Source organism: Clostridium aciditolerans (genome assembly GCF_016316925.1).
Taxonomy (GTDB): Bacteria; Bacillota; Clostridia; order Clostridiales; family Clostridiaceae; genus Clostridium_AM; species Clostridium_AM aciditolerans.
Map to the genome: position 1 here is coordinate 175,498 of NZ_JAEEGB010000006.1, position 23,945 is coordinate 199,442.

The following is a 23,945-nucleotide window of genomic DNA, read 5'->3' on the forward strand; positions in this document are numbered from 1 at the left end:
ACTTTTTCCTTATAATTCATATTATATATAAGTGCCTTATTATTTATTTAGATTTAATAAATTCTTTATAAACAGAATTCTTAATACCAAAGAGTTTGTCTACGACCACTAGACAATTCTATTCTTTAGATGCTTTAATCAGCGTATTATTAAAATAAGCTAACAATACATTTGATACATCATATACTATTACCATAAGGAGGATGATATTACATGCAGCCTTTAAATGCTTGGTCTTCGAATATTTTCCATAACAAATCAGAGAAAATTTATAATTATGTAAAAAAACATCATAAGATTAGTTTTGTTGTTTTAGGGGATAGTCATTTAGTATGTACTGGAATTAGAAATAATCAATATATTATAGATTCGAATGGTCAGCAGTACGAAAAGATTCTAAAGCATATTTTAAAAAACAAAAAAATTAATCCAATGTTTATCGTCCATGGTGGTGATGCTGTTAATGCTGGAGATAATCCTGATAGCTTTGCCGCTTTTGCCCAAGTTACTAAAAGTATATTAAGCAGTAGCAATCTTCCTATTTTCGTTTCTCTAGGCAATCACGACTATAATAGATTTGATGCTAGTAGCCAAAACTTTAAATCTTATATCGGTGCAGTACGAGGTATTATTCCTATTCCTGGAACATATATAAAATATATTTACCTAAATACTCATTTTTCCGATGCCCCAAAGAATGATTATTTTGCAAAATTTAGCGAAAGTGATATAAAGCTTCTTCTTGCTGAAAAAGAAATACTAAACAATAAGTATCATTATATAATCGATTTTCATACACCCTTAGGAAATTCTTCATCTTTTCTAACTCTTAATGACCATGAGTTATCCTTCCTAGAAACAACTAAATTTTTAAACAGTATTAAGAACTTAAATGTTATCGGTATATTCTGCCACCATAAGCATATATCCTATAAAGCTAAGATTAGAGTCCATAATTCAGATGATTCTATACGTTATGTGGTAAGCGGCTGCGGTGGAAATCATAATAATAACGAAAATTTTAGCTATTACTATATAACTATAGATACTAATAGTTTTAAAATGACAAGCTGTAAAAAATATATAGTATCTTAGGTTACTATCTAAAAAAATATAGATATATCAACTTCGATACTTGACTTAAACAAAGTATCCCTATGAATACCGCTAATTAGTCAAGCACCTAGGTTACATATCTATATTTTTATATTTTTATTCTTCTAAAACTACTGAACCTTCAATTAAATATTCATATATATCATCTACCTTGAAGTTACCAAAGGAATAATTTGAAAGATATGAATTTAATGGTACATAGTTTAATCCACTCCAATAGTTTTTCCATAGAATTTCTTTACCTTTTTCATCAAGCATAGAGTTAAAATACATAGATCTAGCTTGCGATACAACTTCCATGTTTACTTTTATCACTCTTGTTAAGTTTTCCTGTATTAATTTAAACTTTTTGACGCTTTCTAACTCCCAGTTATACTTTCTAGAAACTTTTATACAAGTATCATAATCACCAAATGCATATACAGCGGACATTCTAGAAGGATATAGTGGATAAAATTTTTCTCTAATTCGTTCTGCATCGTATTCGACACTAAACTCGTTAATTACAGAGGTGTAAAATGGAGAGGATATATTCATATCATTAGTAGACCTTTTATATGGTAAATATTTAACTCTTCCCTTAATGTATTTTTCTAAAAAGGATTTATCATGTCTACACATAGTATACGCTGAAGAAGAAAATGTTCCCGTAGATCTTAAAGCCTGTGCCGTTAAAGGATTTTCAGTATCAACAAATATATAAAAGCTTTCTGGAATATCTGACTTAGTATTAAGCAACATAAAACATCCCTCTTTTCTTTAATTAAGAACAAGCTACTTTATGTATTACATCCATATTAGTATCATATTTTAATAGGGGGATTATTGTTCCATAAATAATATAGATTTCTTTAAAAACACATCAAAAATTATATACTTACTTCATTGTTATCTATTAATCTTAAATAGCTTCTTTTAATATCAACACCCCCATGAAACACTATTTCATGGGGGATATATAAACTAATTAATCATTAACTACTTCTACTGTTCCTCCAGCTTGTCTAATAGAACTCATAATCCCTGCCAAAGCACCATTATGAGAGCAACCACCTAAAAGTGGAACTCTAACTATTAAACATATTCCTGCTGGAGAAGATAATTCTATAAGATTTAGTAAATTTATCACAGCTCCTGCAGGTATATTTATTCGAAGCACTGTTAGTCCTCCTACTGGCGGCTTGCATCTATCTTTACAATGATGATGATGATGATGGTGATGAGGATGATGAGGATGATGATCACACTCATATCCTATTGTTGAACTAGGTGAAGATACATATTCCAATTAAAAATTCACCTCCTTTTGTTTTTCTACTATATAATATTAGTTAACATAAAAATTGTTACTAAATTTATATTAGAATTGAACAGGAACTATAATTCGTTGGTAATGATAATTTATCTTATGAAAAAAGGTATACCACCAAGCGGTATACCTTTTCATAAAATTTATCCTCTATATAATTCATCAAACATTGCTCTAAAGAAATGTTTAGTTTTATCAGTTCTATGTTTACTACGAATACCATCAGTAACTATTACTGTAGGAGTCGTATCACTTTTTATCTCTTCAACTTTAAATTCAATCATACACATTGCCGAATTACCTTCCATCGGTTCCCTTACAACCTTTGCAGTTCCCTTTATACCAACTGCTATATCAGTACCTTCTGAAACTGTAATAAAAGCTTTTCCATTATCTTTAATGTTTTCTGTTGTTTTATGTATACTCATTAATGCCACTCTTACAGTTTTGTCGTCTGGAGCAGCTATTAGATGAACAGGCAAAGCATGCGGAAATCCTTCATTTGTAACAGTTGAAAGTATAATCGTTGTTAACTCCTTATTAAATAATTCAACAATCTCTTTAGACATTGAAGTTCCTATAATTTTACTCAATTAAATCATCCTCTCGTATTACTGATCTACTTAATTTTAATTGCATGCAAATAATTTGTCAACAAATAAATTCATAAAAAAATAAGTGTTGACATATACCAACACCTTCTAAAAAACTTGACGATTTGCAATTTGTTCTAAAAATTTTTTTAATTGTTCTTGTTCTTCAGAAGTAAATATTTCTAGAATTCGTTTATTTACTTCTTCTATAACCTCTTCTATACACTCACGTAGTTCACGTCCCTGATTAGTAATTACAACTTTTAGAGTTCTACGATCATCTGGATCAGGAGTTCTTCTAACTAAGTTTTTATTTTCCATCCTATCAAGGATTCCAGTAATAGTTGAACCGTCTAAACTTAGAGTTCTAGCAATTTGCTTAGGTGTTTGACCATCTTCATCCCACAAACATTTTAATATTCCATATTGAACTGGTGTTACATCAAATTGTGCAAGATTAGTTTTTAAATATTGGAACACTGTATGCTGTGCTTTTGTCAGTAAAAAATTAATGCATTCATTTAACTCCATAATTAGCGCCTCTCTTAATCTAATAATATATTTATTTTATTTTAAGTTCGCCTAATTTGTCAAATAAATCCTATTGATTTAGTGATTGATATACTTTTATATTAACAGCAAATTTATTTGTTTATAAAAAGCACTGCTCAACTTAAAATGTTAGCAGTGCTTTTGCGCCTTATATTTTTACTGCTTTTACAGATGCAGACATAATATATTCACCTACTTTTAAATTATGTCCCCATTTTTCAGCATATTCTTTTGATACTTCACTAGTTTTAATACTAATTTCACTAAAACCTGCATTTTCTAAATATCGCTTTAACTCTTCAACTGAAGATGCTCCAGTCACTCATCCACAATAAAGTTTTTCGTCTTGCTTCATCTCCTCTGTTAATTCCCTTACAAGAACTATATCAGAAATAGCAACTCTGCCACCTTTTTTTAAAACGCGATATGCTTCATTATATACCCTTTGTTTGTTAGGCGATAAGTTTATAACACAATTAGATATAATTACATCAGCAGTATTATCTGCCACAGGAAGATTTTCAATTTCCCCTAATCTGAAATCTACATTTTTATATCTATTTCTTCTAGCAATAACTCTTGATTTGCTAATCATCTCTGGAGTCATATCAACACCAATAATATATCCATTATTTCCAACCTTTTTTGAGGCTAAAAAACAATCAAATCCTCCTCCGCTTCCAAGATCTATAACTGTTTCTGATTCTTTTATATCAGCTATCAGTTGGGGATTCCCACATCCAAGGCCCATATTAGCGCCATCTGGAGCCATAGATAACTCTTCATTAGAATATCCTATTTTACGTGATATCTCTAAAGCAGAATTTTTTAATGTAATGCCGCTATTGCAACAACCTCCCTTTTTTATATTGCCCACTGCAATCTTTTTATAGTTATCGCGTACAATATTTCTAATATCTTCTTTTTTTAAATTACTCATACTTTTCACTCCTTATTTTAATTTCTCAGCTATATATAGAAGCTGCAAAGTCTTATCATCAGCTATACTATAATAAGTCCACATACCCTCTTTCCTTGAATTTAAAATACCAGCTTCCTTTAATATCTTAAGGTGCTGAGACAAATTGGATTGACTAAAATTAACATCCTCATTTAATTTACATACACAAAGCTCTCCATCAGATAATTTTTTAATTATTTTTAATCTTATAGGATGAGCTAATGCTTTAAAAACTTTAACTTGATTTTCCATATTGGATCTCCCATTCTAGTATTATTATATAAGGATATACTAATATACTTATTACAAAATGTCAATTTAAAAAATGAAAAGAACTTGGACAAACCAAGTTCTTAGTTAATAATCAAAATCATCATCTTCAATGTATAGCATCAATTCCTCAACACTTGTTATTTTTCTTTTTTCAATTAATATTCTTAGCCTTTCATTTTCCATAAAGTATTTATTCCATACTTCATTTTCATTAAATATAAGGCTTCTACCTTTTTGTTTATAAGTACAACTATTTTTCAATTTGTTAAGTATACTAACCCTTGAGTATTCTTCTCTATTGTGACCTACTAGATTTTTTACTATACTCTCAACATCCTTTACATAAATCATATTAACCTCTCTATTAAAATTACTAACTATATCATAATATACGGTAATTTCATAATATGTGCTATTTAAATTAGTTGAGAGTTTTTTTACAAATTATTAATTATATTCTTAATAAGACTGCCGATACTGCAATTAATATTATAGTCATTACTGATACCAACATTATTTGTCTTTTTTTCTTTTTTTTCTTCCTTATATTACGTCTTTGTCTCTTGTTTGTTAACTCCATTCTTATCCCACCCTTTTATAACATAGCTTTACTATAATTATAAATGGATATATTTGGAAATGCAATTATTTAGACTAATTATTTTCAACGATACTCTTTCCCATTAGTACCCCCATTACAGATGCCATCATTAATCCCCTAGTCCATCCACTGGAATCTCCTAAGCAATGAATTCCCTTTATGTTAGTTTCAAAGTTCGTATCTATATTTATCTTGTTACTATAGAATTTAATCTCTGGACCATATAATAATGTTTCTCTGCTTGCAAATCCTGGTACAACAGTATTCATTGCATTTATAAAGTTTAAGATATTCATCATTGGTCTATAAGGAATAGCCGCAGTTATATCTCCAGCCACAGCATCTGGTAGTGTAGGTTTTACATTTGATTGATATAGTTCTTTCTGCCAGGTTCTTTTTCCATATAGTATATCACCGTATCTCTGAACCAATATTTTACCATTTCCAAGCATATTAACTAATTCTGCAACCTGCTTTCCATATTCTATAGGCTGATTAAATGGCTCTGCAAAATTATGGGAACTCAATATAGCTAAATTGGTATTATTTGATTTTTTCTCTTTATATGAATGTCCATTAACTATTGCTAAATTGTTATCATAATTCTCTTGACTTACAAATCCTCCTGGATTTTGACAAAAAGTTCTGACTTTGTCTCTAAAAGGTGCTGGATACCCTATAAGCTTTGATTCATAAAGAACATTATTTACTCTTTCCATAACTTCATTTCTAATTTCAACACGAACACCAATATCCACAGTGCCAGCTCTATGATTAATATTATGTTTTACACACATATCTTTTAGCCAATCTGCACCTTTTCTTCCAGCTGCTAAGACTACTTTATTGCTGCTTGCAACTTCTTCGTTATTCTTAGTTTTGGAGTCTGCTATTATTACACCTTTTATTTCTCCCTCTTCTATAATCAAATCCTTAACTATTGTATCAAATTTAATTTCTACACCTGAATCCAAGAGATAATTTTGTATTTTAAGATATATTTCCTGAGCCTTTTCCGTTCCCAAGTGCCTTATTGGACAATCTACTAACTTAAGCCCTGCCTCTATTGCTTTTCTTCTTATTTCTTTAACTTCTTCAGTGTTTTCTATTCCTTCTACTCTTGTATCTGCTCCAAATTCAAGATAAATTTTATCTGTATATTCAATAAATTCCTGTGCTTTATCACTTCCAATTAAATTTGGTAAGTCTCCTCCAACCTCATAACTTAAGGATAATTTACCATCGGAAAAGGCACCTGCTCCTGAAAATCCTGTAGTTATATGACAATAGGGTTTACATGAAACACATTCTTTTGTTTTTTCTTTTGGGCAATATCTTTTATCTATACTTCTTCCTTTTTCAATTAGTAAAATCTTTTTGTCTGACTTTTGTCTTACTAACTCCAATGCAGTGAAAATTCCTGATGGACCAGCACCTACTATTATTACATCATACTTCAAACTAATCATCTCCCCGATATTTTTATTATTTCCCCCTATAATAAGGTTTTACTATTGCCCTCTCTGAATTCAGCAATATTCGCCCCATTACGAATATTTTTTTAATAATTTGAATAGGTTATATTTTGATTTTTATAAAATTAATTATTTAACTCTTATAGGGAAAATTTAAATAAGAAAGCTTAAAATTGCGTAGTTATAGCCATTAAAACACTTATAGCCTACAACTATTTGAGGTAGCTCGGTAGAGACATCCAGCCCATATTGCTAGATTTATATAAGTGAACATTTTAGATTATTTTATTATTAAAGTTCTTACTACAACGAAATTTTAACTTAATTTAGAATAAAAATCAATACTTTTTTGTTTTTTCTTATGATCACAAGAGTTATCATTAATAATTTATCTATTATATATTTTAATAGAATAGATAAATTAACATTGCTAAAATATAAGAAAACATATATTTAAAAATAAAAGAACCTAAAAAATCAGGTTCTTTCCTTTATAAGTTATTAATCATCTAACCTTAGCTCATTCTCTTATTTTTTCTCATCATGTAAGCTGCTCCTAAGCTTAAAGCAGTTCCAACTACTCCAATCATAGTTGTAGACATCACTCTTCTATTTTTTCTTCCTCGAAATGCTGAAGCCATTGTTTTTGCACCAATAATTTCTCTTATCATAATGCTCCTCCTTAAATATACATTTACAAAAATTATTTTGCATTAAATATAATTAATTATCCATTTTAATATTTTATACTTCTACCTATTTTCTATACTTAATTAACAGATTAAAGTCTAGCGTAAAATAAAGACATTTTTTAATGCTCAATCCATATATGTATTCAATTTAATAGGTTAAATAAGTGATGTTGAAGTAAACTATTAACGTAAGTATAGTAGAAATAAAAAAGTTGATAAAAAATAAAATTTTAAAGAAGCTTTTACTGTTTTATCCACATAATGCTATATTCGGAGGTAATGTTATGAAAAAAGTAGTAAGCATTATAGCAACAGCTTTAATAACTTGTTCACTTTCTGCCTGTGGTAACAAAAATACTGCTTATAGAACTCCTGGAACTACTCAAGGCGGGACAAATATTAACTTAAACCAGCCTATAGGTGCTGCAGCTTTTAAAGACGGAGTTTATCTAGGTGAGGGTAATAAAACTTCACAAGAAAATCACGCAGCTATAGTTACAGTGTGGAATGGTAAGATAAATAATGTTGTTCTCAAAACACTTGATAATCAAGGAAAAGAAATTACTACTAGAAGCAGCTATAACTTTAGTACTGCTGGTACAAACACTACCACAACGGGAAGGACTACGGTAACTGGGACAACGAATGTAACTACACCTGGAGTTAGTCCTTCTGGAGCACCAACAACTGGTTCGAAAAATGGTATTCCTGATAATGCGACATTAACTCATTCTGAAAGAGTTAGACAGGATTTAGCTAGCGCTATAGTTTCTCAACAAACTTACAATGTTTCTATTAGCAACGTTGGTAATGATACCTTCGCTGTAGATAATTGGAAATTAGCTGTAAGTAGAGCCTTAGTTGGCGCTAAAAGATAAGTTAAAAATCAGGTACAAGAGTTTTTATGATTCTTGTATCTGATTTTTAGTTTATTTTTAAATTTAATAAATGTTTATTATAACCGAAAGTATTTTAAATAATAAATGGTATAATTTTGTTGTTATAAGTATAAAAAAATAGTATTTTGCTTCGATAATTTAAATATTATGTTTTACTATATTTATATATAGAACTACTTCAAGGAGGATTAAGACTAAATGAAAAAACTTATAAAAAATCTAAAAATATCTCGGATAATTTCATTAATAATTGCTATTGCATTGATATTTACGTCAATTATTGGAACTTTAGGATATTTTAATATGAAAAAAATCGGTAATAACATAGATGAACTGTATAATGGGAGATTATTGCCAATTACCTCTGTAACTTCAATAAGAGCAGATTTCTTAAACATTAGAGTATATGTTAATAAAGAAATCTCAGGTTACAATAAAGAAGATGATACAAAGATAAAAGATTATCAAAATAGAATAGAAAAAAGATTAGCTGAACTCACCTCAGTTCATACAGATACAAAGGAATCTGAATTAATTAACAAATTTAAGAATGATTACTCACAATATATAAATACATATGAAAAATCCAAACCCTTATTAGAAAAAGGACAGAAGTTACCTGAAGAAGATTTCAATACACTTAATAAAGTATCTGAGAATATTGAAAACTTATTAAAAGAATTAAAAGATTATGAGTTAAACATAGCAGATGAATTAATGAAGCAGTCTGATGCCATCTATGATAAAAATTTAAGATTATTTGTGTCATTATTTTTATTTTCTGTTATTTTCTTAGCTATAATCTCAATTCAAATTATAAAAGTACTAAAGGGCTCTACAAAAGAAATGCTTAATATATTAGATGAAGTTGCAAAAGGTGACTTCTCAGTTAATATAGAAAGTAATGGTAAAAATGAGTTTGAAATAATGAAAAAATCTTTAATAAGGACCTTAGGGATTATATCTCAAATGATTAATGATATAAAAGATAACTCTCGTATAATAAATGAGGCTTCCGAAAATTTATCTGCTATATCGGAAGAGATGGCTTCTTCTGCTGAAAATGTATCTAGTACAGTACAAGCTATGGCTAATGGAACTAGTGAACAGGCCGAAGATTTAGTATCTATAACAAGTATACTTAATGAATTTAGTACTGATTTAGAAAGCGTAGTTAAATTAATAGCTGAAATTGACTCAAATACTAAAGGTATTCACTCTATGGCTGAAAAAAGCAATGGAGATATGGGTAATGTGACAATTTCCGTGCAAAATGTATCAAATTCCTTCGAAGATTTAATTTTTAAAATTTCAAGCGTAGGACAAAATGTAAACAGGATAACTGAAATAACAAACCTTATAAATAGTATTTCTGATCAAACTAACTTACTTGCATTAAACGCTGCTATCGAAGCTGCTAGAGCTGGAGAGGCAGGTAGAGGTTTCTCTATAGTGGCAGATGAAATAAGAACACTTGCAGAGCAATCTAAAACCTCACTGGATAGTATAAATGCTTTAATTAACACAATATCCAAAGATGCCAGCAATATGATAGAAACAACAAACACTGTAAAAAATGAGCTATCTAATCAAAAATTAGACATAGATACAGCAATACAATCATTTACTAATATAACTAAGGCAGTGGATGAGGTAACTCCAAAAATACATTTAGTTAATACAAGTGCTGAAAAAATATCTGATAAGAAAAACTCTATTTTATACAAAATAGAAGATGCAACCTCAATAGCTGAAGAGGTTTCCTCATCTGCCGAAACGATAGCAGCTTCTTCTGAGGAAATGAATGCTTCTACAGAAGAGGTCTCACAAGCAGCACAAAGCCTAAGTGATATGGTTAAAGAAACAATGAATAAGGTAGGGAAATTTAAAACAACTTAGTTAAAAAATAAAAAATGAAGAATTAGAATTTTTTAAGCAAATCTAATTCTTCATTCTCTATTTTTTATAAGTACATTAGTAAGATTTATATATATTTTCTTCTCTTTTCTTTGTTGAGGTTTTACTTACGTAGGATCCTTCTACTAGATTTTTGTAGCCTTTTTTAGTGATAGTCTCTTTAATATAATCAGCATGAGGACATCTATCATAGTGATGGTTGTCAGTTACCATACAAGAAGATAAATGAATTGCAACTTCATCTTTGCTTATATTATTTTTGCTTTTTAACTTTTTAGAGAAATGTTCGAGCTTAGCAGCAATTCCCTTTCCACAACATCCTCCGCAGGTAAAAGAAATATATCTTATATTTGGGTCATAGTCCTTAAAAAGTCCCTCTTTGTTATAAAAGGCATTTGTGCAGGCAAATCCGCTGCACCTTCTATGTGCAATGTCACATTGAATGATAACTATATACTTTGTATCCATATGCTCCCCACCCTTTTCATAATAATATAAACTTAAAAACATAACCTTATTAATTTATTATTAATACAATTATATAACCGAAGTCCTCTTATCAAAAGCATATTTTTACTGATATTAGCATTTAAGTATTTAATATTTTTATCAATTCCAATCTGTCTATTTTTCCACTTAAATTAAGCTTTAGGTCTTTTACTATTTTTACTTTCTGAGGATAACAATGTGATTCTAAGTTTTTTCTACAATACTCCATAACCTCTTTTACAGTCAATTCATTGTCTTTTGGTAGAATAATCGCTGCTATTTCTTGTCCTTTAATTGAATGTTTTACACCAAAAACAAATGATTTTAGTACTTTAGGATGCTCATTTAATACTTTTTCTATATTGTAAGGCAATACTTTTACACCGCCCTTGTTAATAGTATTATTTTTTCTGCCCATAAGATATAAGTTGTGGGCCTTGTCAATTCTTCCTATATCCCCAACAGTAGCCTTAGGCCTAAAATCTGGTGCTATATATGGACTTTTAACCCATATTAAATCATCTTCAATCCAAAATTCTACTTGTGGAAAAGCCTTGCCCACGCTATCTATCTTAAAATCCTCTCCAAAGTTTATATATGATATATGACCTAATTCACTCGCACCATAATATTCACAAATCTGTGCCTTTGGAAATCTTTCTTTTAGTATACTAATTGTATTCATATCCAATTTATCTCCACAGCTTAATAGAGATTTTACATTATATATATTATCCTTCAGTTCTTTTAAGAACAATCTATAATGAGCCGGCACCATAAATATACTGCTGACATTGTTTTTTTCTATTTCATTAATCCAAGTTTTTGGATAAATACTTTTAGAAAAAACTATACTTCCCCCTTCATTTAAAATATGAATAGCACTATTAAGATTTGCTGTATAGCAAAGAGAACCTACCAAAAACAATGTGTCTTTGCAACTAATATGAAATATTTCACTTTGATATTTAAAGGCATTTGTCCAACTTATATGATCTCTATATATAACCTTGTTATGCCCTGTAGTTCCTGAGCTTAAGGCACCTAAGAAAACATCCGTATCCTTTACACCTGAAAATATAAAACTATCTTCTTTAGCAAAATCCTTGGCTTCATGTTTTTTTATTGCTTGCTTTTCGCAATCATTATACATAAATTCATCATCTATTATGCAACAGGGGTTTATCATATCTGTAATTTTCTCCAAGGTTATCGGCAGCATTTTAATATCCACCGGTATAGAAATTAAACCTGCTCTAGAGCAGGCTAAGAAATTGATCAGTGTATTAATTGGATTTTTGTTTTTTATTATTACTTTTGCTCCTTTTGCATACATTACTGATAAGATTTCAGCTTTTTCATCAATGCTTTTTACAAGCTCTTCATAAGTAATTTTTGTATTTTCCAGAGACATGCATAATTTAAATGGATTTTCATTTGCATTTTTGTATATTCCTGAAAAAATCAACATTTTATACTACTCACACCTTTCCACCATTGTTGCCACACCAAGTCCGCCTGCTACCCCTAAAGATGCTATACCTATTCTTTTGTTTTTATCTTTAAGTGCTTCTAAAAGATGAAGCATAATAATTGCGCCAGATGCTCCATAAGGATGTCCATATGCTAGTGCTCCTCCGAATATATTAACTTTTTCCTTTTCATAGTTAAAATGTTTTAAAAAAGCTAATATTTTTACTGCAAAAGCTTCATTTATTTCTATTAAGTCAACTTCATTTATATTTAAATTATGTCTTTTAATTAATTTTTCTACAGCATAGACAGCCCCCAAAGGTGATAAATTAGGGTGAGTTCCCATACTCTCCCCTCCAACCCACAAAGCTTTAGGTGTTAAATTATATTTTTCTACTGCTTTTTCTGATGCCATAACAATAAGTGCTGCTCCGTCATGAGTTAAGCAAGCATTTGCTGCAGTTACTTTTCCTTGTGGATCTATAATAGGTTTGGCTCTCTTCATTAGTTTAAGTGTAACATTGTTTCTAATGCTCTCATCTTCCTTAATTATACCTTCTTCTGTTTTTATACTGCATATAATATCTTTAAGCTTTTCCTCAGCTTTTGCTTTTAATGCTTTCAAATGACTTTCCATGGCCCAAATATCCATAGGTTCTCTTTCAATACTGCAATAATTTGCCGCATTTTCTGCCCCTTCTATCATATCAGGGTCTCCTATGGAATGGGGTGCAAACTGTGCCCTTTTATAAAATACATCTCTTCCTTTATATCTTTTATCTTTGGGGTGATATTGTTTATTAGGTGCTAAACTTGTGCTTTCTGCTCCACCTACTATAATCAAATCTCTTTCTTCAGATTTGATTAGACTTGCAGCTATGTTTATAGCTTTTAAACTGGAACCACATTGAAAATCTATAGTTGTACCGGTAACGTGAAATGGCAGACCTGCTTCTAATAAACTTAATCTTGCTAAATTGCCACCTGGTCCAATAGCATTGCCCAGCATAACTTCCTCTACAGCATCCATAGGAATATTGTATTTATATATAAGTTCTTTAATTAAATAAGAAGTTAACTCTTCTGGCAGAAAACTTTTTAAATAGCCATTAGTTTTGCCTATCGGTGTTCTTAATCCACCAACTATATATACTTTTTTATCTCTGTACATGGAATTTAGTTTATGCATGCGCATAACTTCTTATATTTTTATTTAATCTAACTCCAATTACTACTGCTGCTACAGCCTTAAGCAAATCTCCTGGCAAAAATGGTACTGAACCTACCATAATAGCTTTTTCAATTCCCATGCCAGTAACATAACCTAACCAAGCTGCTCCTAAAATATGAACTACAATTATTCCACCAAACAGACAAGCCAGAAACATAGTTATTTTTGATTTACTTTTTCTAACTAAAATGCTTATTATTACTGCTCCTACTAAGTATCCTATCAAATATCCTCCTGATTTACCTACAATAACACCTATCCCTGTTCTTCCTCCTGAGAAAACTGGAAGTCCTATAATACCCATAAATAAAAATGTTAACATGCTAAGGGCAGCTTGAATTGGTGTTAACACGCACCCTGCAAGCATCACAGCTAGGGATTGTCCTGTTATAGCAATTGGACTAAATGGCAGCGGAATAGTAATATAACCTAAAACTGCTGTAAGTGTTGCAAATAATGCTGAATAAACTATATCTTTTGCTTTTAATTTTTTTGACATATATATTCCTCCTAAGATTCATTTCTGTAAATTTATTATATGGTTATCAAATTTTATTGTCAACTAAATTTTTTTATATTAGTTAACAATAAAATTAAAAAATAACATACCTGTTACTTTAAATAAACAGGTATGTTCACAACATTTAACTAATTAATATATTTTTTAAACAGGATTTATATTCAACTTTAACTTATTATTATCATCTTTGATATTCTCTGTTGACTCCATTGGAGCTTTTATTGTTGCCACTATGACAATTGAGATTATGCACAATATTCCAACAACCATAAATGTAGGTTTAAACCCTCCCATAAGTGCAGCTATAAATGATCCTGAAAGTGCACCTAATCCGAAACCTTGATATATAATTCCATAATTTTTACTATGATTTTTCAAACCGAAGAAGTCACCTACAATAGCAGGGAAAACTGTAATGTTTCCGCCAAAGCAAAATGCGATTCCAGCAACACAAGCGAAGAAAATTGCATAATTTAAATGTACAAAACTCAATACAAATACTGCAACAGCAGTAGCTGTGAGCGTGAACAATACTACTTTTAATCTACCTACTTTATCTGATAAGGCCCCCAATACAATTCTACCAGAAGTATTAAATATCGCTACCATAGCTACGGCATTTGCCGCTACAGCAGGTTTAAGTCCAGCTAATTGAACACCTATATCCTTAACAATTCCAATTAAATAAAGTCCACTCATACATGCTGTAAAGAACACTATAAATAAAAGATAAGCTTGTCTAGTTTTTAACATTTCTCTTACTGTAAAGTTATTTTCTTTTGAACTGTTATTAACAGTAACTGTTTCAGATGAAGCATCTTTTAATAATTGAGCACCAGTAAGTATTAAAATCATTGTCATAATACCCCAATATAAGAATGCTCCAGAAACTCCTTTAGAACTAATTAAACTTGCATTAATGTACTTAAACACCAAACTTCCAGTTCCATAGGCTCCTACTGAAATACCTGATATAAGCCCCTTTTTCTCTGGAAACCATTTTATACAATTTGAAAGAGTCGTAATATATGCAATACCATCAGCTGCTCCAACAATTAAACCTGCTAATACATACAACATAGAAATTGAGGTTACCTTAGATGTTAACATTAAACCAATTCCCATTATTATTCCAGCAATTGATATAAGCCTTCTAATTCCTAGCTTGTCTTGAAGCTTACCTGCAAATAATGTACTAAATGCTAAAGCAAAGCTTGTAATAGAAAATGTAAGAGCTACTTTGCTTAAGTACCAACCAAACTTATTTACAAGAGGCTGATTAAATAAACTCCAAGTATAGATTGTTCCTAATCCTAATTGAGCAATTACTGTACCTAATACTATTAACCAAGGTCGTTCTGATGTGTTTTTCATTTAAAAATCTCCCTTCACCCGCTCTTTAATTTTAGTTCTGCTATTTAATAACTTAATAAAACTTTTTATGTTGTTGTAAACCTTTGCCGTTTTATGCCGTTTACTTGTTTTAAATTATATAGCAATATAATTGAAAATTATTAATTATTGAATGAGATGCACAGAAATCTACATGAAATACACTTATAAAATAACTAGCTACCATTAATGCTCCTGCTATAGACAAAAAAATAAGATAGGAGCTAAATGTCTCTGACTATAGACACTTAGCCCCTATCTGTCTTTACTTAAATTCATATATTCATAAGCTGCTTAAATTCCTTTAGGTTACTTCTACTTACCGGTATTTCGTAATCTATATCTTGAAGTCTTAAATTATATGTGTTATTAAACCAAGGAATTATTTCTCTTATTTTAGTTATGTTAACAATATAAGATCTATGACATCTAAAAAACTTATCCTTTGGCAAGCTATTATAGAATTCAGTTATACTTACACTTACTGAATATTCTTCATCTTTTGTGAAAACATAAGTTACTCTTTCTTTAGCAACACAATAATATATATCATCTAAATCTACCACTCTTATCTTTTCATTCTTCCACAAGTTTATCTTGTTAGCTACACTACTTTTATGCGAACTATCTTTTTGCTGATTATAGCTCAATTCTAACTTTTTTAACATAGATATAATTCTAGATTCATGGTAGGGCTTTAATATATAATCAAAGGCCTCTATTTCAAAAGCTTCTACAGCATGTTCTTTATAGGCTGTTATAAATACTATATAGGGCTTCTTAGAAAATTTACTTATATTCTTAGCTAGTAGCACACCATCAAGTGATGGTATGTTTATATCTAAGAATATAACATCAACTTCATTTTGCTGAATAAATTTAAATACCTCTATTCCATCTTCAAATTCATCTACTATCTCTATATTGCTATAATTTTTTATAAAATATTTAAGCTCTTCTCTTGCTAGAAATTCATCTTCAACTATTATAGCTCTCATAATCTCACCTCTTTATATAGAACTCAATTTTAGTTCCTTTTTCAAGTCTTTTTATTGTAAGTCCTTCTCCATAAATAAGTTTAAGCCTTAGATGTACATTGTAAAGACCAATTTTATTTTCAGGTATATTATCATTGTAAACTCTCTCTATTATATCTTCACTTATACCAACCCCGCTATCAACTATAGATATTTTCACCTTTTCGTTCTGTTCCTTTACACTAATATTTATAGTTCCTGCTCCCTTATCTTTTAAAATACCATGGACTATAGCATTCTCAACTAGAGGCTGTATTGAAAGACTTGGTATTTTAACATCTACATCGTCTATGTCATAAATTATATTTAATTTATCTCCAAATCTAGCTTTTTCTATTTCTATATAATCTTTAACTTGTTTTAGTTCTTTTTTTATATCTATAAATTCATCATTTAGCTCTAAATTATATCTTAAATAGCTAGATAAATTAATTATAAGTTCTCTTGCTTTATCTGGGTTTATTCTTATAGAAGAAGTTATAGCATTTAATGCATTAAATAAAAAATGTGGATTTATTTGAGTCTGAAGCGCTTTAATTTCTGCTTTATTAGCCATTTCTTTTATTTGTTCAATCTTTGACACTTCCATCAAAGTAGAAATAATCTGTGAAAGCCCTACTGCAAGAGTTTGTAGTGAGTATGTGATTTTATGAGCCTTCTTATAGTATATCTTTAATGCTCCAATAACTTCATTTTTTTCTTCAAGTGGAATTATAATAGCTGATTTTAACATTGCACTTTTATCTTCTACATTATCATTTTTTATAATTATTTTGCTACTTTTTATTGCTTCTTTAGTTACTTCAGTTATTATTTCATGGCCTATATTATAATACTCTTCGCCAATTCCAACATAAGCCAATATATTTTTCTTATCAGTTATGGCTACTGCGTCAGCTTGTATGTCTTCTTTTATAATAGTACATATTTTATTTAAAGAATCACTATTTATATTTCTAAAGTATGGAAGAGTTTTGTTTGCAATATCAAGGGCTAATTTTGCCTGCTTAGCAGCTATCTTTTCTTTATCATCTTCTACACTTTGGACTAACAAAACAATAACCCCTACAGTAATTTGTCCAAGTATCATTGGAATAGCAATTTTTGATACAATATCAAATCCTAAGGAATGAGGCTTACTAAATATAAGTATCAATATCATAGTAATTGTTTCACTTAGCATTCCTGCTACTATACCTGCTATCCATCTATAATTCCTCTTCACTTTTTTATTGATATATCCAGAGACCATTCCTGCAGTTATACTACTTATAAGACATGGAATTGAAGTTACACCATTTATGTCAATTAAATATCTGTGCAGTCCTGATACTACCCCCGTTACTATTCCTACAAATGGACCAAATATTATTCCACCAGATACTATAGTTATTGTTCTGACGTTTACTAATGATCCTTCTACATTTAACCCTGTATAAGTCGCTAATATAGCAAATAAGGAAAATACCGTGCAAATAATTGCATAATCCTTCCTTTCGTAGTTCTCTTTTAAAAATATTTCTCTAAAGCTTTGAACCCTAGTTATAATAAATAAACATATAAGGAGTAACATAGCTCTATCCATAAATTGGATTAATATGTCATATATATAATACAAGTTAACTCCTCTCCTTTCTTTAGGCAACAAAAGTTAAAATACTAAGTTTTGTCTATTACTACCGCTTTTTTTGCTTCTATCTGATTGAAGCTTCCCTTCATCTGATATATTATCTATCTTATTATATACCCATGTCAACGGTATAAAAATACAATTTCTATGTTGTTAATTGGCTTTTATGAAAGTTATCTAAAATTAGAGGATTGTTTTATGTGTTTATTTTTAGATATATTAAAAGGTTGATTTTCTCTCATAAGAAAATCAACCTTTTAATATATTTATCCGATGACTTCTAAGCTTGCACTCTGTGAAAGCGATTCGCACCAAATCAGCACTCTGTGTAAGTGACTATCACCAAATCATAGATTTGGGATATCTACTTAAGATTTGGGCTCTCTGCTTGCACTCTGCGAAAGCGATTCGCACCAAATCAAAGATTTGGGCTCTCTGCTTTTAAACCATCCTCTATAATATCATGTAAGATTTCCGCTAAATTCTTTTTCTCATCCGCTGACAAATTTTCTAAATATACTGGTTTATGAAATATAAGTTTAACGGAGTTTCCCGTTACCTTTTCACCAGCTTCTAATACTCTATAAGTACCATCAATAGTAACAGGCACTATTGGCACATTCGCTTTAAGTGCTAATTTCATACTTCCTTTTTTAAATTCGCCCATTTCTGATTTTAAACTTCTTGTTCCTTCTGGAAAAATAATCATTGATTGTCCTTTTTTTAAGTTTTCTACGCCTGAATTAATAGCTTTCATTCCTTCTCTGATGTTATCTCTATCAATATATACAGTATCAATTTGGCTTAACCAGCTTCCCACTAAAGGAATTTTCTTTATTTCTTTTTTAGCAATAAAGGCTGTTAGCTTGTTTATATTCGCAAGTAATAGAAAAGCATCAAAAATTGCTTGATGGTTACTTACAAAAAGACAAGGCCCTTCTGGAATATTCTCCTGTCCTTTTACTAAAGTGTTTGTTTTAGATCTCTTTAAAACATGGTTGGATATATCCTGTAATTGTTTATATGCATATTTATCAGCAAGTTCCTTTGATTTTTTTCTCAAAAAGAATAATTTAGTTCTACCTGTTACGGTTTTAATAAAAAGATAAATTGCAAAATAGACATACCAAAGTAACTTAATCATTAAAATACCTTCTCTCTTATGACGTATATCTTTTTTATTCTATTCGATTACTATTATATATCATATACTAGGCATCTTCAAAAAATAATTAGTCAGTATGACTCAAAATATCCACCAAATCTTTAACTTTTTATTTTCTTTCAGATGCCTTATTAATTTTTTATATAATTATTTTTCTAATTGGTTTAGTTCATTAATTCTTCTACACATATATTCCTTATCAAAAGAAGAGCATATTCTTCTATTTTCATTATCTATTATTCTATAGTGGCTTGATATTATATTTTGCTGAAGTTTGTAGCTATCTTGTGCTTCTACATCTCTCCACCAAACCTTTCCTCCCATAGTCTTCATGCGATTTCCCTCAGATTTTCCAAAGGCTAAAGAAATCATTATATCCTCTAGGTCTTCCCCTAAAGTCATTTGAAGCACTTCACTATCTTTAAATAATGAACATACCACTACTGCTCCACTCCAACCAAGAGTGCCTCTTTCTTTTTCTATCTGAACTAGTGTTTTCTTAGATATTCCAATTATCTCTGCCATTCTATCTTGAGTATAGCTTTTTTCGTTTCTTATTAATTTTAGCTTTGAATCAACTTTCTCCACAAATTCTTCTCTTGTCATGTTATCACCCCTTGCACTTATCTGATGCTAAGAACTCCGTTTATAGTGTAATTTTATACTATAGGTGATTAAAAGTAAATATTTAGACAAAATACATTTTAGATTAGGAAATTCAAAATTTAAAATTGGGATATTTATCCGATGTCTAGCGCCACTAACACCCCAACGCACTCTGTGAAAATGATTCGCACCAAATTAGAGATTTGGGCTCTCTACTTTTCTTAAAGTTGGGGATAAATAGCGCTACGACCCTGGATAACGGCTTCTAAGCTTCAGATGGAGTTTAAAACTCCACCTGAAGCCAAGAATCCTGTTTATAAATTAAAGGGTTTGCAGAAAAAACTTATATTTTAAAGATTTTTACTCTACATTTATAGTTACAGGAATCTTTATATAATCCTTAATCTGCTCTCCATATACTAGAGATATTTTTTCGGCACCTTTATTTTCACCAAAGAACTGGAAATATCTATGATGAAACTGTTCCCCTTTCATCTCTTCGAAAAAAGATCCATATGCCCCCACACTTCCATCATTAACTGGTTTTGCAAACTTTCCCTTAAGATTCAAATCAATAAAATTACTGTGCCAACTCCAACTTGCTTTGTCTGTTGACTTTCCTTCAGCGCATATGAACAGATTCTTATTTTTGGGCAAATTTATAATTACTTCTTTGCCATTTTCAATATCATATCTTTTATAGTTCAATTTGTCTTCATCTAATAGAAATACATAAATATACTTTTTATCTCCGTAGGAAGGAAATCTTAAATTACCTATATTAATTTCTGGTATAGTATTGTCTGCAATCTTTATACTTCCACTGTAACCAATAGGCTCAACTATACTTTTATCTCCCATTAAATACAAGTGGAGCATTATGACTGCTACTACTGCTGCTAAAATTGTAAGCTTTAGTCTATACATAGATCTTCCTCCCTTCTTATAATTCTCCAACCTATATACACAGAGATAGCATAAATAATAATTTGGTATAGATAAATAGTAGCTTGATTCATAATAAAATTCGGTAGGTCATCTCCAAAGATTTTAATTAGAAAAAAATACAACATCACAGACCCGGAAAAATAACCGAAACTCATGGCTAAAGCTTCCCCCAAATCATGTCTTATATTTAGAACCCCTATTAAAGCTCCTGCGCAAGCTGAGCACATAAAACCTAGAAATTGATAAAACCATAGTTCTAAAGGAGTAAAACTAACTACTTGAAGAAGATTAAGTTTGTCATAAGGTCCATTAAATATTTGCATTTGCGACACATAATGGATAAATACTAAGGTTTGTATATAAGAAATTACAGCTGCAGTGAAAATATAAAAAATAAAGCTGCTTAAATAAAAATCTTTCCTTCTTCCACCTATATTAATCCAGTGTGCAAAAGAATTTTTATAATTATAAGCTGAATAAATTATAAAAAACAGGCTTTCTAACGTATATATCTTATCAATACTTATATAAATATTATTTCTTTTTGTTTCTACAAAAAGTATACATAGTAAAATTGTACCAATTAAAACAGGAATTTTCTTAGATAAAAAATTAAGCTTTAAACATACATTTAATTCCCTCATACTCCTATACCCCCTTTTTTAATCTATGTCTATATGCATAAGTACTTTTTTAGCTAAAATATATAATATTATAGATGAAGCTAGATAAAACATAAGAGCTAAAGTTAGATTGCTATTTATATAGGAAATGAATTTAATAAGTTTATTACCGAATTTTTCTTGGAAGATTACTAAAAAAATTGATCCAAATATAATAAAGTTTATTATTATCCTTATAAATTTACTTGAAAGAGATATTACACTTATAAAATTTGCAAAGGCACAAATAAATGTAATTAATATAAATGTTATAAAAACAATTTTTACATAGGAATAAGCTGTAAAGCCTTCAAAACTAAATCCCATGTAAGAAACAATGCCATTTAATTTATATAATTTATCCTTTAATAAATTTATTATATAAACTAGCAATATTACTATTGATGTTATAAAGCTTATAATAAAACTAAACATCATATTGCCTTTATAATATTTTTCTCTTGTATAGCTTAAATTTAAAAAATAAGCAACTGTCTCCTTGTAACCAATGGCTAAAGCTGTATTTACATTTGCAAATATTGCCAACAACCAAAATAAATCATAAGATGTTTTTCCATCATACCCATATCTTAGTGGATATAAGTTTTGTATACTAAATAAGGCCAGACAAAAACCAATTACAGCTGTAGTTATTAAATTCCATATATTTTGTCTTAAAATTGTTAATAACTGAAACTTTAATTTGTTACCTTCTTGCGTATTCATAAAAACTACCTTCCTTTACTTTCAATTGAAGTTAAATGAATAAATAGCTTTTGAAGAGGCATACTTTTTATTTCAAGTCCCATATTTTCAATTTTTATTTTTTCTTCTTTGGAAATGGTATGTAGTACAGCAGCATTAATTTTATTTCCCATAACTTCTTTATAGATAACATTTTTGTTTTTTATAACATCATTTACTTTATCAATATCACCATTTATATAAAAAGCTTTAGTTCTTAAGATGTCCGTTTCTTCCTCTAATATAACTTTACCTTTATGGATTATTATTACATTTTCAAACAACTTACTAACTTCATCTATTAAGTGAGTTGAAAATATTATGGTTCTAGGGTTTTCACTGTAATCTTCTAACAAAATGCGGTAAAACTTCTCTCTAGCAACTGCATCTAATCCTGCATAGGCCTCATCGTATATAGTTATAGCTGCTCTGCTTGCTAGTCCTACTATTATTGATACTATAGACTGCATTCCTTTTGAGAGATTTTTGTATTGCTTGTTCAAATCCACCTCAAACTCTTTTATGAGTGCATTTTCAAAGTCCCTGTCCCAATTTTTATTAAATGCTCTTGCTATATTAAATATTTCTCTTACTGTAAAAGTTGGTATAAACTTTGGCTTATCACTTACAAAGCAGATTTTGCTAAGAGCTTTTTCATTTTCAAAAGACTCTTCACCAAAAACTTTTACTGTACCTGAACTTTTTACATATTGGGCTGCAATTATTTTCAAAAGTGTGGTTTTCCCTGCACCATTTCTTCCTAGTAGTCCATATATTTTACCTTCTTCTATGTTTAAATTTAAGTTATCTAAGGCTTTTGTATTTAAAAATTTCTTATTTAAATCTTTTATTTCTATTGCTAAGCTCATATTCATTCCCCCATATAATTATAAAATTTTACCTAAATTTAATTCGTAATTCAAAAAAATTGCGAAGCATTTTTTTAGAGGACAATTGACAGAGGACAAAGGACAGTGAAGGTGAGTTTTCTTCCTTACGTCAGAAAACTAATTTATTTTTTGAGTCTCGTTTCACTAATGTGAAACATCGATTTATAGTATAAATTAAAGATTTTTCGTAGTGTAACGAAGAAAAATCCTCCTTCACTGTCCTCTGTCCTCTATAAAAATTTTGCGTCGCAAAATTTTTATTTTATGAGTTACTTATCATCAATACTATTAATCATTTCTATCAATTCTTCAGTTGTTATATCTAGTTTTTTAGCTTCAGAAATCATCTTACACAAATAGTCATTAAAGAAATCCTTTTTACGTTTCTTCTTTATATATTCTTTTGCCCCCTCTTTTACAAACATTCCTATTCCCCTTTTCTTAAAAAGTACACCTTCATCTACCAACATATTTATGCCTTTACCTGCAGTTGCTGGATTTATTCCGTAAATAACTGCAAATTGATTGGTAGATAAAACTTGATCTCCTTCATTTATAATTCCATTTAAAAGGTCGTCTTCTATGCCCTCTGCCACCTGCAAATAAATCGGTTTACTATCATCAATTAAAATTTTCATATTATATCCCAACCTCATTAGTTAGTTACTTATGCAACTAACTATATAACACTTGGTTTTATTTGTCAAACAAAAATGTGAAATTTCATTGGGTTTAAAAACTGTTGCATTTTGTGTTGAGAGTAAATATAT

The 23,945-nt window shown here is 29.7% G+C and carries 27 protein-coding genes and 1 riboswitch; of the genes, 3 read left to right on the forward strand and 24 right to left on the reverse strand.

Annotation, left to right across the window (positions count from 1 at the left end):
* Positions 1-213 precede the first annotated feature (213 nt).
* Positions 214-1,095, forward strand: coding sequence for a metallophosphoesterase family protein (locus tag I6U51_RS06480; RefSeq protein ID WP_211141862.1), 882 nt, complete (start codon positions 214-216; stop codon positions 1,093-1,095).
* Between the two features lie 117 nt (positions 1,096-1,212).
* Here the strand turns inward: I6U51_RS06480 and I6U51_RS06485 are convergent, their stop codons facing one another.
* The 10 genes from I6U51_RS06485 to I6U51_RS06525 all read right to left on the reverse strand — a co-directional run bounded on the left by I6U51_RS06485 (position 1,213) and on the right by I6U51_RS06525 (position 7,551).
* The gene (locus tag I6U51_RS06485; RefSeq protein ID WP_211141863.1) at positions 1,213-1,857 is read right to left on the reverse strand and encodes a hypothetical protein; all 645 of its coding nucleotides are present in this window, start codon (positions 1,855-1,857) and stop codon (positions 1,213-1,215) included.
* Between the two features lie 226 nt (positions 1,858-2,083).
* Complete coding sequence (locus I6U51_RS24715) at positions 2,084-2,404, reverse strand: hypothetical protein (protein WP_246517128.1); 321 nt, start codon at positions 2,402-2,404, stop codon at positions 2,084-2,086.
* A 164-nt stretch (positions 2,405-2,568) separates the two neighbouring features.
* Positions 2,569-3,018: a pyridoxamine 5'-phosphate oxidase family protein gene (locus tag I6U51_RS06495; RefSeq protein ID WP_211141864.1), complete on the reverse strand. Its 450-nt coding sequence runs from the start codon at positions 3,016-3,018 to the stop codon at positions 2,569-2,571.
* 108 nt (positions 3,019-3,126) lie between these two features.
* Entirely contained in the window at positions 3,127-3,549 is a 423-nt protein-coding gene (locus I6U51_RS06500) for a MarR family winged helix-turn-helix transcriptional regulator (RefSeq protein ID WP_211141865.1), read from the reverse strand.
* A 169-nt stretch (positions 3,550-3,718) separates the two neighbouring features.
* Entirely contained in the window at positions 3,719-4,510 is a 792-nt protein-coding gene (gene arsM / locus I6U51_RS06505; RefSeq protein WP_211141866.1) for an arsenite methyltransferase, read from the reverse strand.
* A 12-nt stretch (positions 4,511-4,522) separates the two neighbouring features.
* Positions 4,523-4,783: an ArsR/SmtB family transcription factor gene (locus I6U51_RS06510; protein ID WP_211141867.1), complete on the reverse strand. Its 261-nt coding sequence runs from the start codon at positions 4,781-4,783 to the stop codon at positions 4,523-4,525.
* 105 nt (positions 4,784-4,888) lie between these two features.
* The gene (locus I6U51_RS06515; protein WP_211141868.1) at positions 4,889-5,155 is read right to left on the reverse strand and encodes a hypothetical protein; all 267 of its coding nucleotides are present in this window, start codon (positions 5,153-5,155) and stop codon (positions 4,889-4,891) included.
* A 100-nt stretch (positions 5,156-5,255) separates the two neighbouring features.
* Positions 5,256-5,384, reverse strand: a complete 129-nt coding sequence (locus tag I6U51_RS25040) for a hypothetical protein (protein WP_281395933.1) — start codon at positions 5,382-5,384, stop codon at positions 5,256-5,258.
* A gap of 74 nt (positions 5,385-5,458) precedes the next feature.
* The gene (locus I6U51_RS06520) at positions 5,459-6,865 is read right to left on the reverse strand and encodes an NAD(P)/FAD-dependent oxidoreductase (RefSeq protein WP_211141869.1); all 1,407 of its coding nucleotides are present in this window, start codon (positions 6,863-6,865) and stop codon (positions 5,459-5,461) included.
* Positions 6,866-7,062: 197 nt separating this feature from the next.
* A riboswitch (purine riboswitch) is annotated at positions 7,063-7,166 on the reverse strand.
* Between the two features lie 229 nt (positions 7,167-7,395).
* Positions 7,396-7,551, reverse strand: a complete 156-nt coding sequence (locus tag I6U51_RS06525) for a hypothetical protein (RefSeq protein ID WP_178910652.1) — start codon at positions 7,549-7,551, stop codon at positions 7,396-7,398.
* Positions 7,552-7,856: 305 nt separating this feature from the next.
* On the opposite strand from I6U51_RS06525, the gene I6U51_RS06530 reads away from it, so the two are divergent.
* Together I6U51_RS06530 and I6U51_RS06535 are read left to right on the forward strand one after the other, a co-directional pair.
* The gene (locus I6U51_RS06530; RefSeq protein WP_211141870.1) at positions 7,857-8,450 is read left to right on the forward strand and encodes a hypothetical protein; all 594 of its coding nucleotides are present in this window, start codon (positions 7,857-7,859) and stop codon (positions 8,448-8,450) included.
* A 219-nt stretch (positions 8,451-8,669) separates the two neighbouring features.
* Positions 8,670-10,370, forward strand: coding sequence for a HAMP domain-containing methyl-accepting chemotaxis protein (locus I6U51_RS06535; protein WP_211141871.1), 1,701 nt, complete (start codon positions 8,670-8,672; stop codon positions 10,368-10,370).
* Between the two features lie 75 nt (positions 10,371-10,445).
* Here the strand turns inward: I6U51_RS06535 and I6U51_RS06540 are convergent, their stop codons facing one another.
* The 14 genes from I6U51_RS06540 to I6U51_RS06605 form a co-directional block, all read right to left on the reverse strand.
* Complete coding sequence (locus I6U51_RS06540; protein WP_211141872.1) at positions 10,446-10,856, reverse strand: CGGC domain-containing protein; 411 nt, start codon at positions 10,854-10,856, stop codon at positions 10,446-10,448.
* 121 nt (positions 10,857-10,977) lie between these two features.
* Positions 10,978-12,348 (reverse strand): AMP-binding protein, encoded by a 1,371-nt coding sequence (locus I6U51_RS06545; protein ID WP_211141873.1) that lies wholly within the window; start codon positions 12,346-12,348, stop codon positions 10,978-10,980.
* A gap of 6 nt (positions 12,349-12,354) precedes the next feature.
* Positions 12,355-13,539 carry a thiolase family protein gene (locus I6U51_RS06550; protein WP_246517130.1) on the reverse strand — a complete coding sequence of 395 codons (1,185 nt, stop codon included), beginning with the start codon at positions 13,537-13,539 and terminating at the stop codon, positions 12,355-12,357.
* On the reverse strand, positions 13,532-14,080 hold the full coding sequence (locus I6U51_RS06555) for a biotin transporter BioY (protein ID WP_211141874.1): 549 nt from the start codon (positions 14,078-14,080) through the stop codon (positions 13,532-13,534). Before I6U51_RS06555 ends, I6U51_RS06550 begins: the two co-directional genes overlap by 8 nt.
* A 165-nt stretch (positions 14,081-14,245) precedes the next feature.
* Positions 14,246-15,475 (reverse strand): L-lactate MFS transporter, encoded by a 1,230-nt coding sequence (locus I6U51_RS06560; protein WP_211141875.1) that lies wholly within the window; start codon positions 15,473-15,475, stop codon positions 14,246-14,248.
* A gap of 293 nt (positions 15,476-15,768) precedes the next feature.
* Positions 15,769-16,491 carry a LytR/AlgR family response regulator transcription factor gene (locus I6U51_RS06565; protein ID WP_211141876.1) on the reverse strand — a complete coding sequence of 241 codons (723 nt, stop codon included), beginning with the start codon at positions 16,489-16,491 and terminating at the stop codon, positions 15,769-15,771.
* Positions 16,492-16,495: 4 nt separating this feature from the next.
* Entirely contained in the window at positions 16,496-18,115 is a 1,620-nt protein-coding gene (locus tag I6U51_RS06570) for a LytS/YhcK type 5TM receptor domain-containing protein (RefSeq protein ID WP_281395937.1), read from the reverse strand.
* Positions 18,116-18,578: 463 nt separating this feature from the next.
* Positions 18,579-19,304, reverse strand: coding sequence for a lysophospholipid acyltransferase family protein (locus I6U51_RS06575; RefSeq protein ID WP_211141878.1), 726 nt, complete (start codon positions 19,302-19,304; stop codon positions 18,579-18,581).
* 168 nt (positions 19,305-19,472) lie between these two features.
* Complete coding sequence (locus I6U51_RS06580) at positions 19,473-19,931, reverse strand: helix-turn-helix transcriptional regulator (protein WP_211141879.1); 459 nt, start codon at positions 19,929-19,931, stop codon at positions 19,473-19,475.
* A gap of 360 nt (positions 19,932-20,291) precedes the next feature.
* A complete protein-coding gene (locus I6U51_RS06585) occupies positions 20,292-20,858 on the reverse strand; it encodes a hypothetical protein (RefSeq protein WP_211141880.1) in 567 nt (188 codons plus the stop codon).
* Positions 20,846-21,523, reverse strand: coding sequence for a hypothetical protein (locus tag I6U51_RS06590; protein WP_211141881.1), 678 nt, complete (start codon positions 21,521-21,523; stop codon positions 20,846-20,848). Before I6U51_RS06590 ends, I6U51_RS06585 begins: the two co-directional genes overlap by 13 nt.
* Before the next feature lie 18 nt (positions 21,524-21,541).
* Positions 21,542-22,267: a hypothetical protein gene (locus I6U51_RS06595; RefSeq protein WP_211141882.1), complete on the reverse strand. Its 726-nt coding sequence runs from the start codon at positions 22,265-22,267 to the stop codon at positions 21,542-21,544.
* A gap of 5 nt (positions 22,268-22,272) precedes the next feature.
* Entirely contained in the window at positions 22,273-23,154 is an 882-nt protein-coding gene (locus I6U51_RS06600) for an ABC transporter ATP-binding protein (protein ID WP_211141883.1), read from the reverse strand.
* Positions 23,155-23,444: 290 nt separating this feature from the next.
* Complete coding sequence (locus I6U51_RS06605; protein ID WP_211141884.1) at positions 23,445-23,813, reverse strand: GntR family transcriptional regulator; 369 nt, start codon at positions 23,811-23,813, stop codon at positions 23,445-23,447.
* Positions 23,814-23,945 lie beyond the last annotated feature (132 nt).

Coding starts and splice junctions, on each gene's coding strand:
- I6U51_RS06480 (WP_211141862.1), top strand. CDS start 214: ATGCAGCCTTTAAATGCTTGGTCTTCGAATATTTTCCATAACAAATCA.
- I6U51_RS06485 (WP_211141863.1), bottom strand. CDS start 1,857: ATGTTGCTTAATACTAAGTCAGATATTCCAGAAAGCTTTTATATATTT.
- I6U51_RS06500 (WP_211141865.1), bottom strand. CDS start 3,549: ATGGAGTTAAATGAATGCATTAATTTTTTACTGACAAAAGCACAGCAT.
- I6U51_RS06510 (WP_211141867.1), bottom strand. CDS start 4,783: ATGGAAAATCAAGTTAAAGTTTTTAAAGCATTAGCTCATCCTATAAGA.
- I6U51_RS06515 (WP_211141868.1), bottom strand. CDS start 5,155: ATGATTTATGTAAAGGATGTTGAGAGTATAGTAAAAAATCTAGTAGGT.
- I6U51_RS25040 (WP_281395933.1), bottom strand. CDS start 5,384: ATGGAGTTAACAAACAAGAGACAAAGACGTAATATAAGGAAGAAAAAA.
- I6U51_RS06525 (WP_178910652.1), bottom strand. CDS start 7,551: ATGATAAGAGAAATTATTGGTGCAAAAACAATGGCTTCAGCATTTCGA.
- I6U51_RS06530 (WP_211141870.1), top strand. CDS start 7,857: ATGAAAAAAGTAGTAAGCATTATAGCAACAGCTTTAATAACTTGTTCA.
- I6U51_RS06535 (WP_211141871.1), top strand. CDS start 8,670: ATGAAAAAACTTATAAAAAATCTAAAAATATCTCGGATAATTTCATTA.
- I6U51_RS06540 (WP_211141872.1), bottom strand. CDS start 10,856: ATGGATACAAAGTATATAGTTATCATTCAATGTGACATTGCACATAGA.
- I6U51_RS06545 (WP_211141873.1), bottom strand. CDS start 12,348: ATGTTGATTTTTTCAGGAATATACAAAAATGCAAATGAAAATCCATTT.
- I6U51_RS06550 (WP_246517130.1), bottom strand. CDS start 13,539: ATGCATAAACTAAATTCCATGTACAGAGATAAAAAAGTATATATAGTT.
- I6U51_RS06555 (WP_211141874.1), bottom strand. CDS start 14,080: ATGTCAAAAAAATTAAAAGCAAAAGATATAGTTTATTCAGCATTATTT.
- I6U51_RS06560 (WP_211141875.1), bottom strand. CDS start 15,475: ATGAAAAACACATCAGAACGACCTTGGTTAATAGTATTAGGTACAGTA.
- I6U51_RS06565 (WP_211141876.1), bottom strand. CDS start 16,491: ATGAGAGCTATAATAGTTGAAGATGAATTTCTAGCAAGAGAAGAGCTT.
- I6U51_RS06570 (WP_281395937.1), bottom strand. CDS start 18,115: ATGGATAGAGCTATGTTACTCCTTATATGTTTATTTATTATAACTAGG.
- I6U51_RS06575 (WP_211141878.1), bottom strand. CDS start 19,304: ATGATTAAGTTACTTTGGTATGTCTATTTTGCAATTTATCTTTTTATT.
- I6U51_RS06580 (WP_211141879.1), bottom strand. CDS start 19,931: ATGACAAGAGAAGAATTTGTGGAGAAAGTTGATTCAAAGCTAAAATTA.
- I6U51_RS06585 (WP_211141880.1), bottom strand. CDS start 20,858: ATGTATAGACTAAAGCTTACAATTTTAGCAGCAGTAGTAGCAGTCATA.
- I6U51_RS06590 (WP_211141881.1), bottom strand. CDS start 21,523: ATGAGGGAATTAAATGTATGTTTAAAGCTTAATTTTTTATCTAAGAAA.
- I6U51_RS06595 (WP_211141882.1), bottom strand. CDS start 22,267: ATGAATACGCAAGAAGGTAACAAATTAAAGTTTCAGTTATTAACAATT.
- I6U51_RS06600 (WP_211141883.1), bottom strand. CDS start 23,154: ATGAGCTTAGCAATAGAAATAAAAGATTTAAATAAGAAATTTTTAAAT.
- I6U51_RS06605 (WP_211141884.1), bottom strand. CDS start 23,813: ATGAAAATTTTAATTGATGATAGTAAACCGATTTATTTGCAGGTGGCA.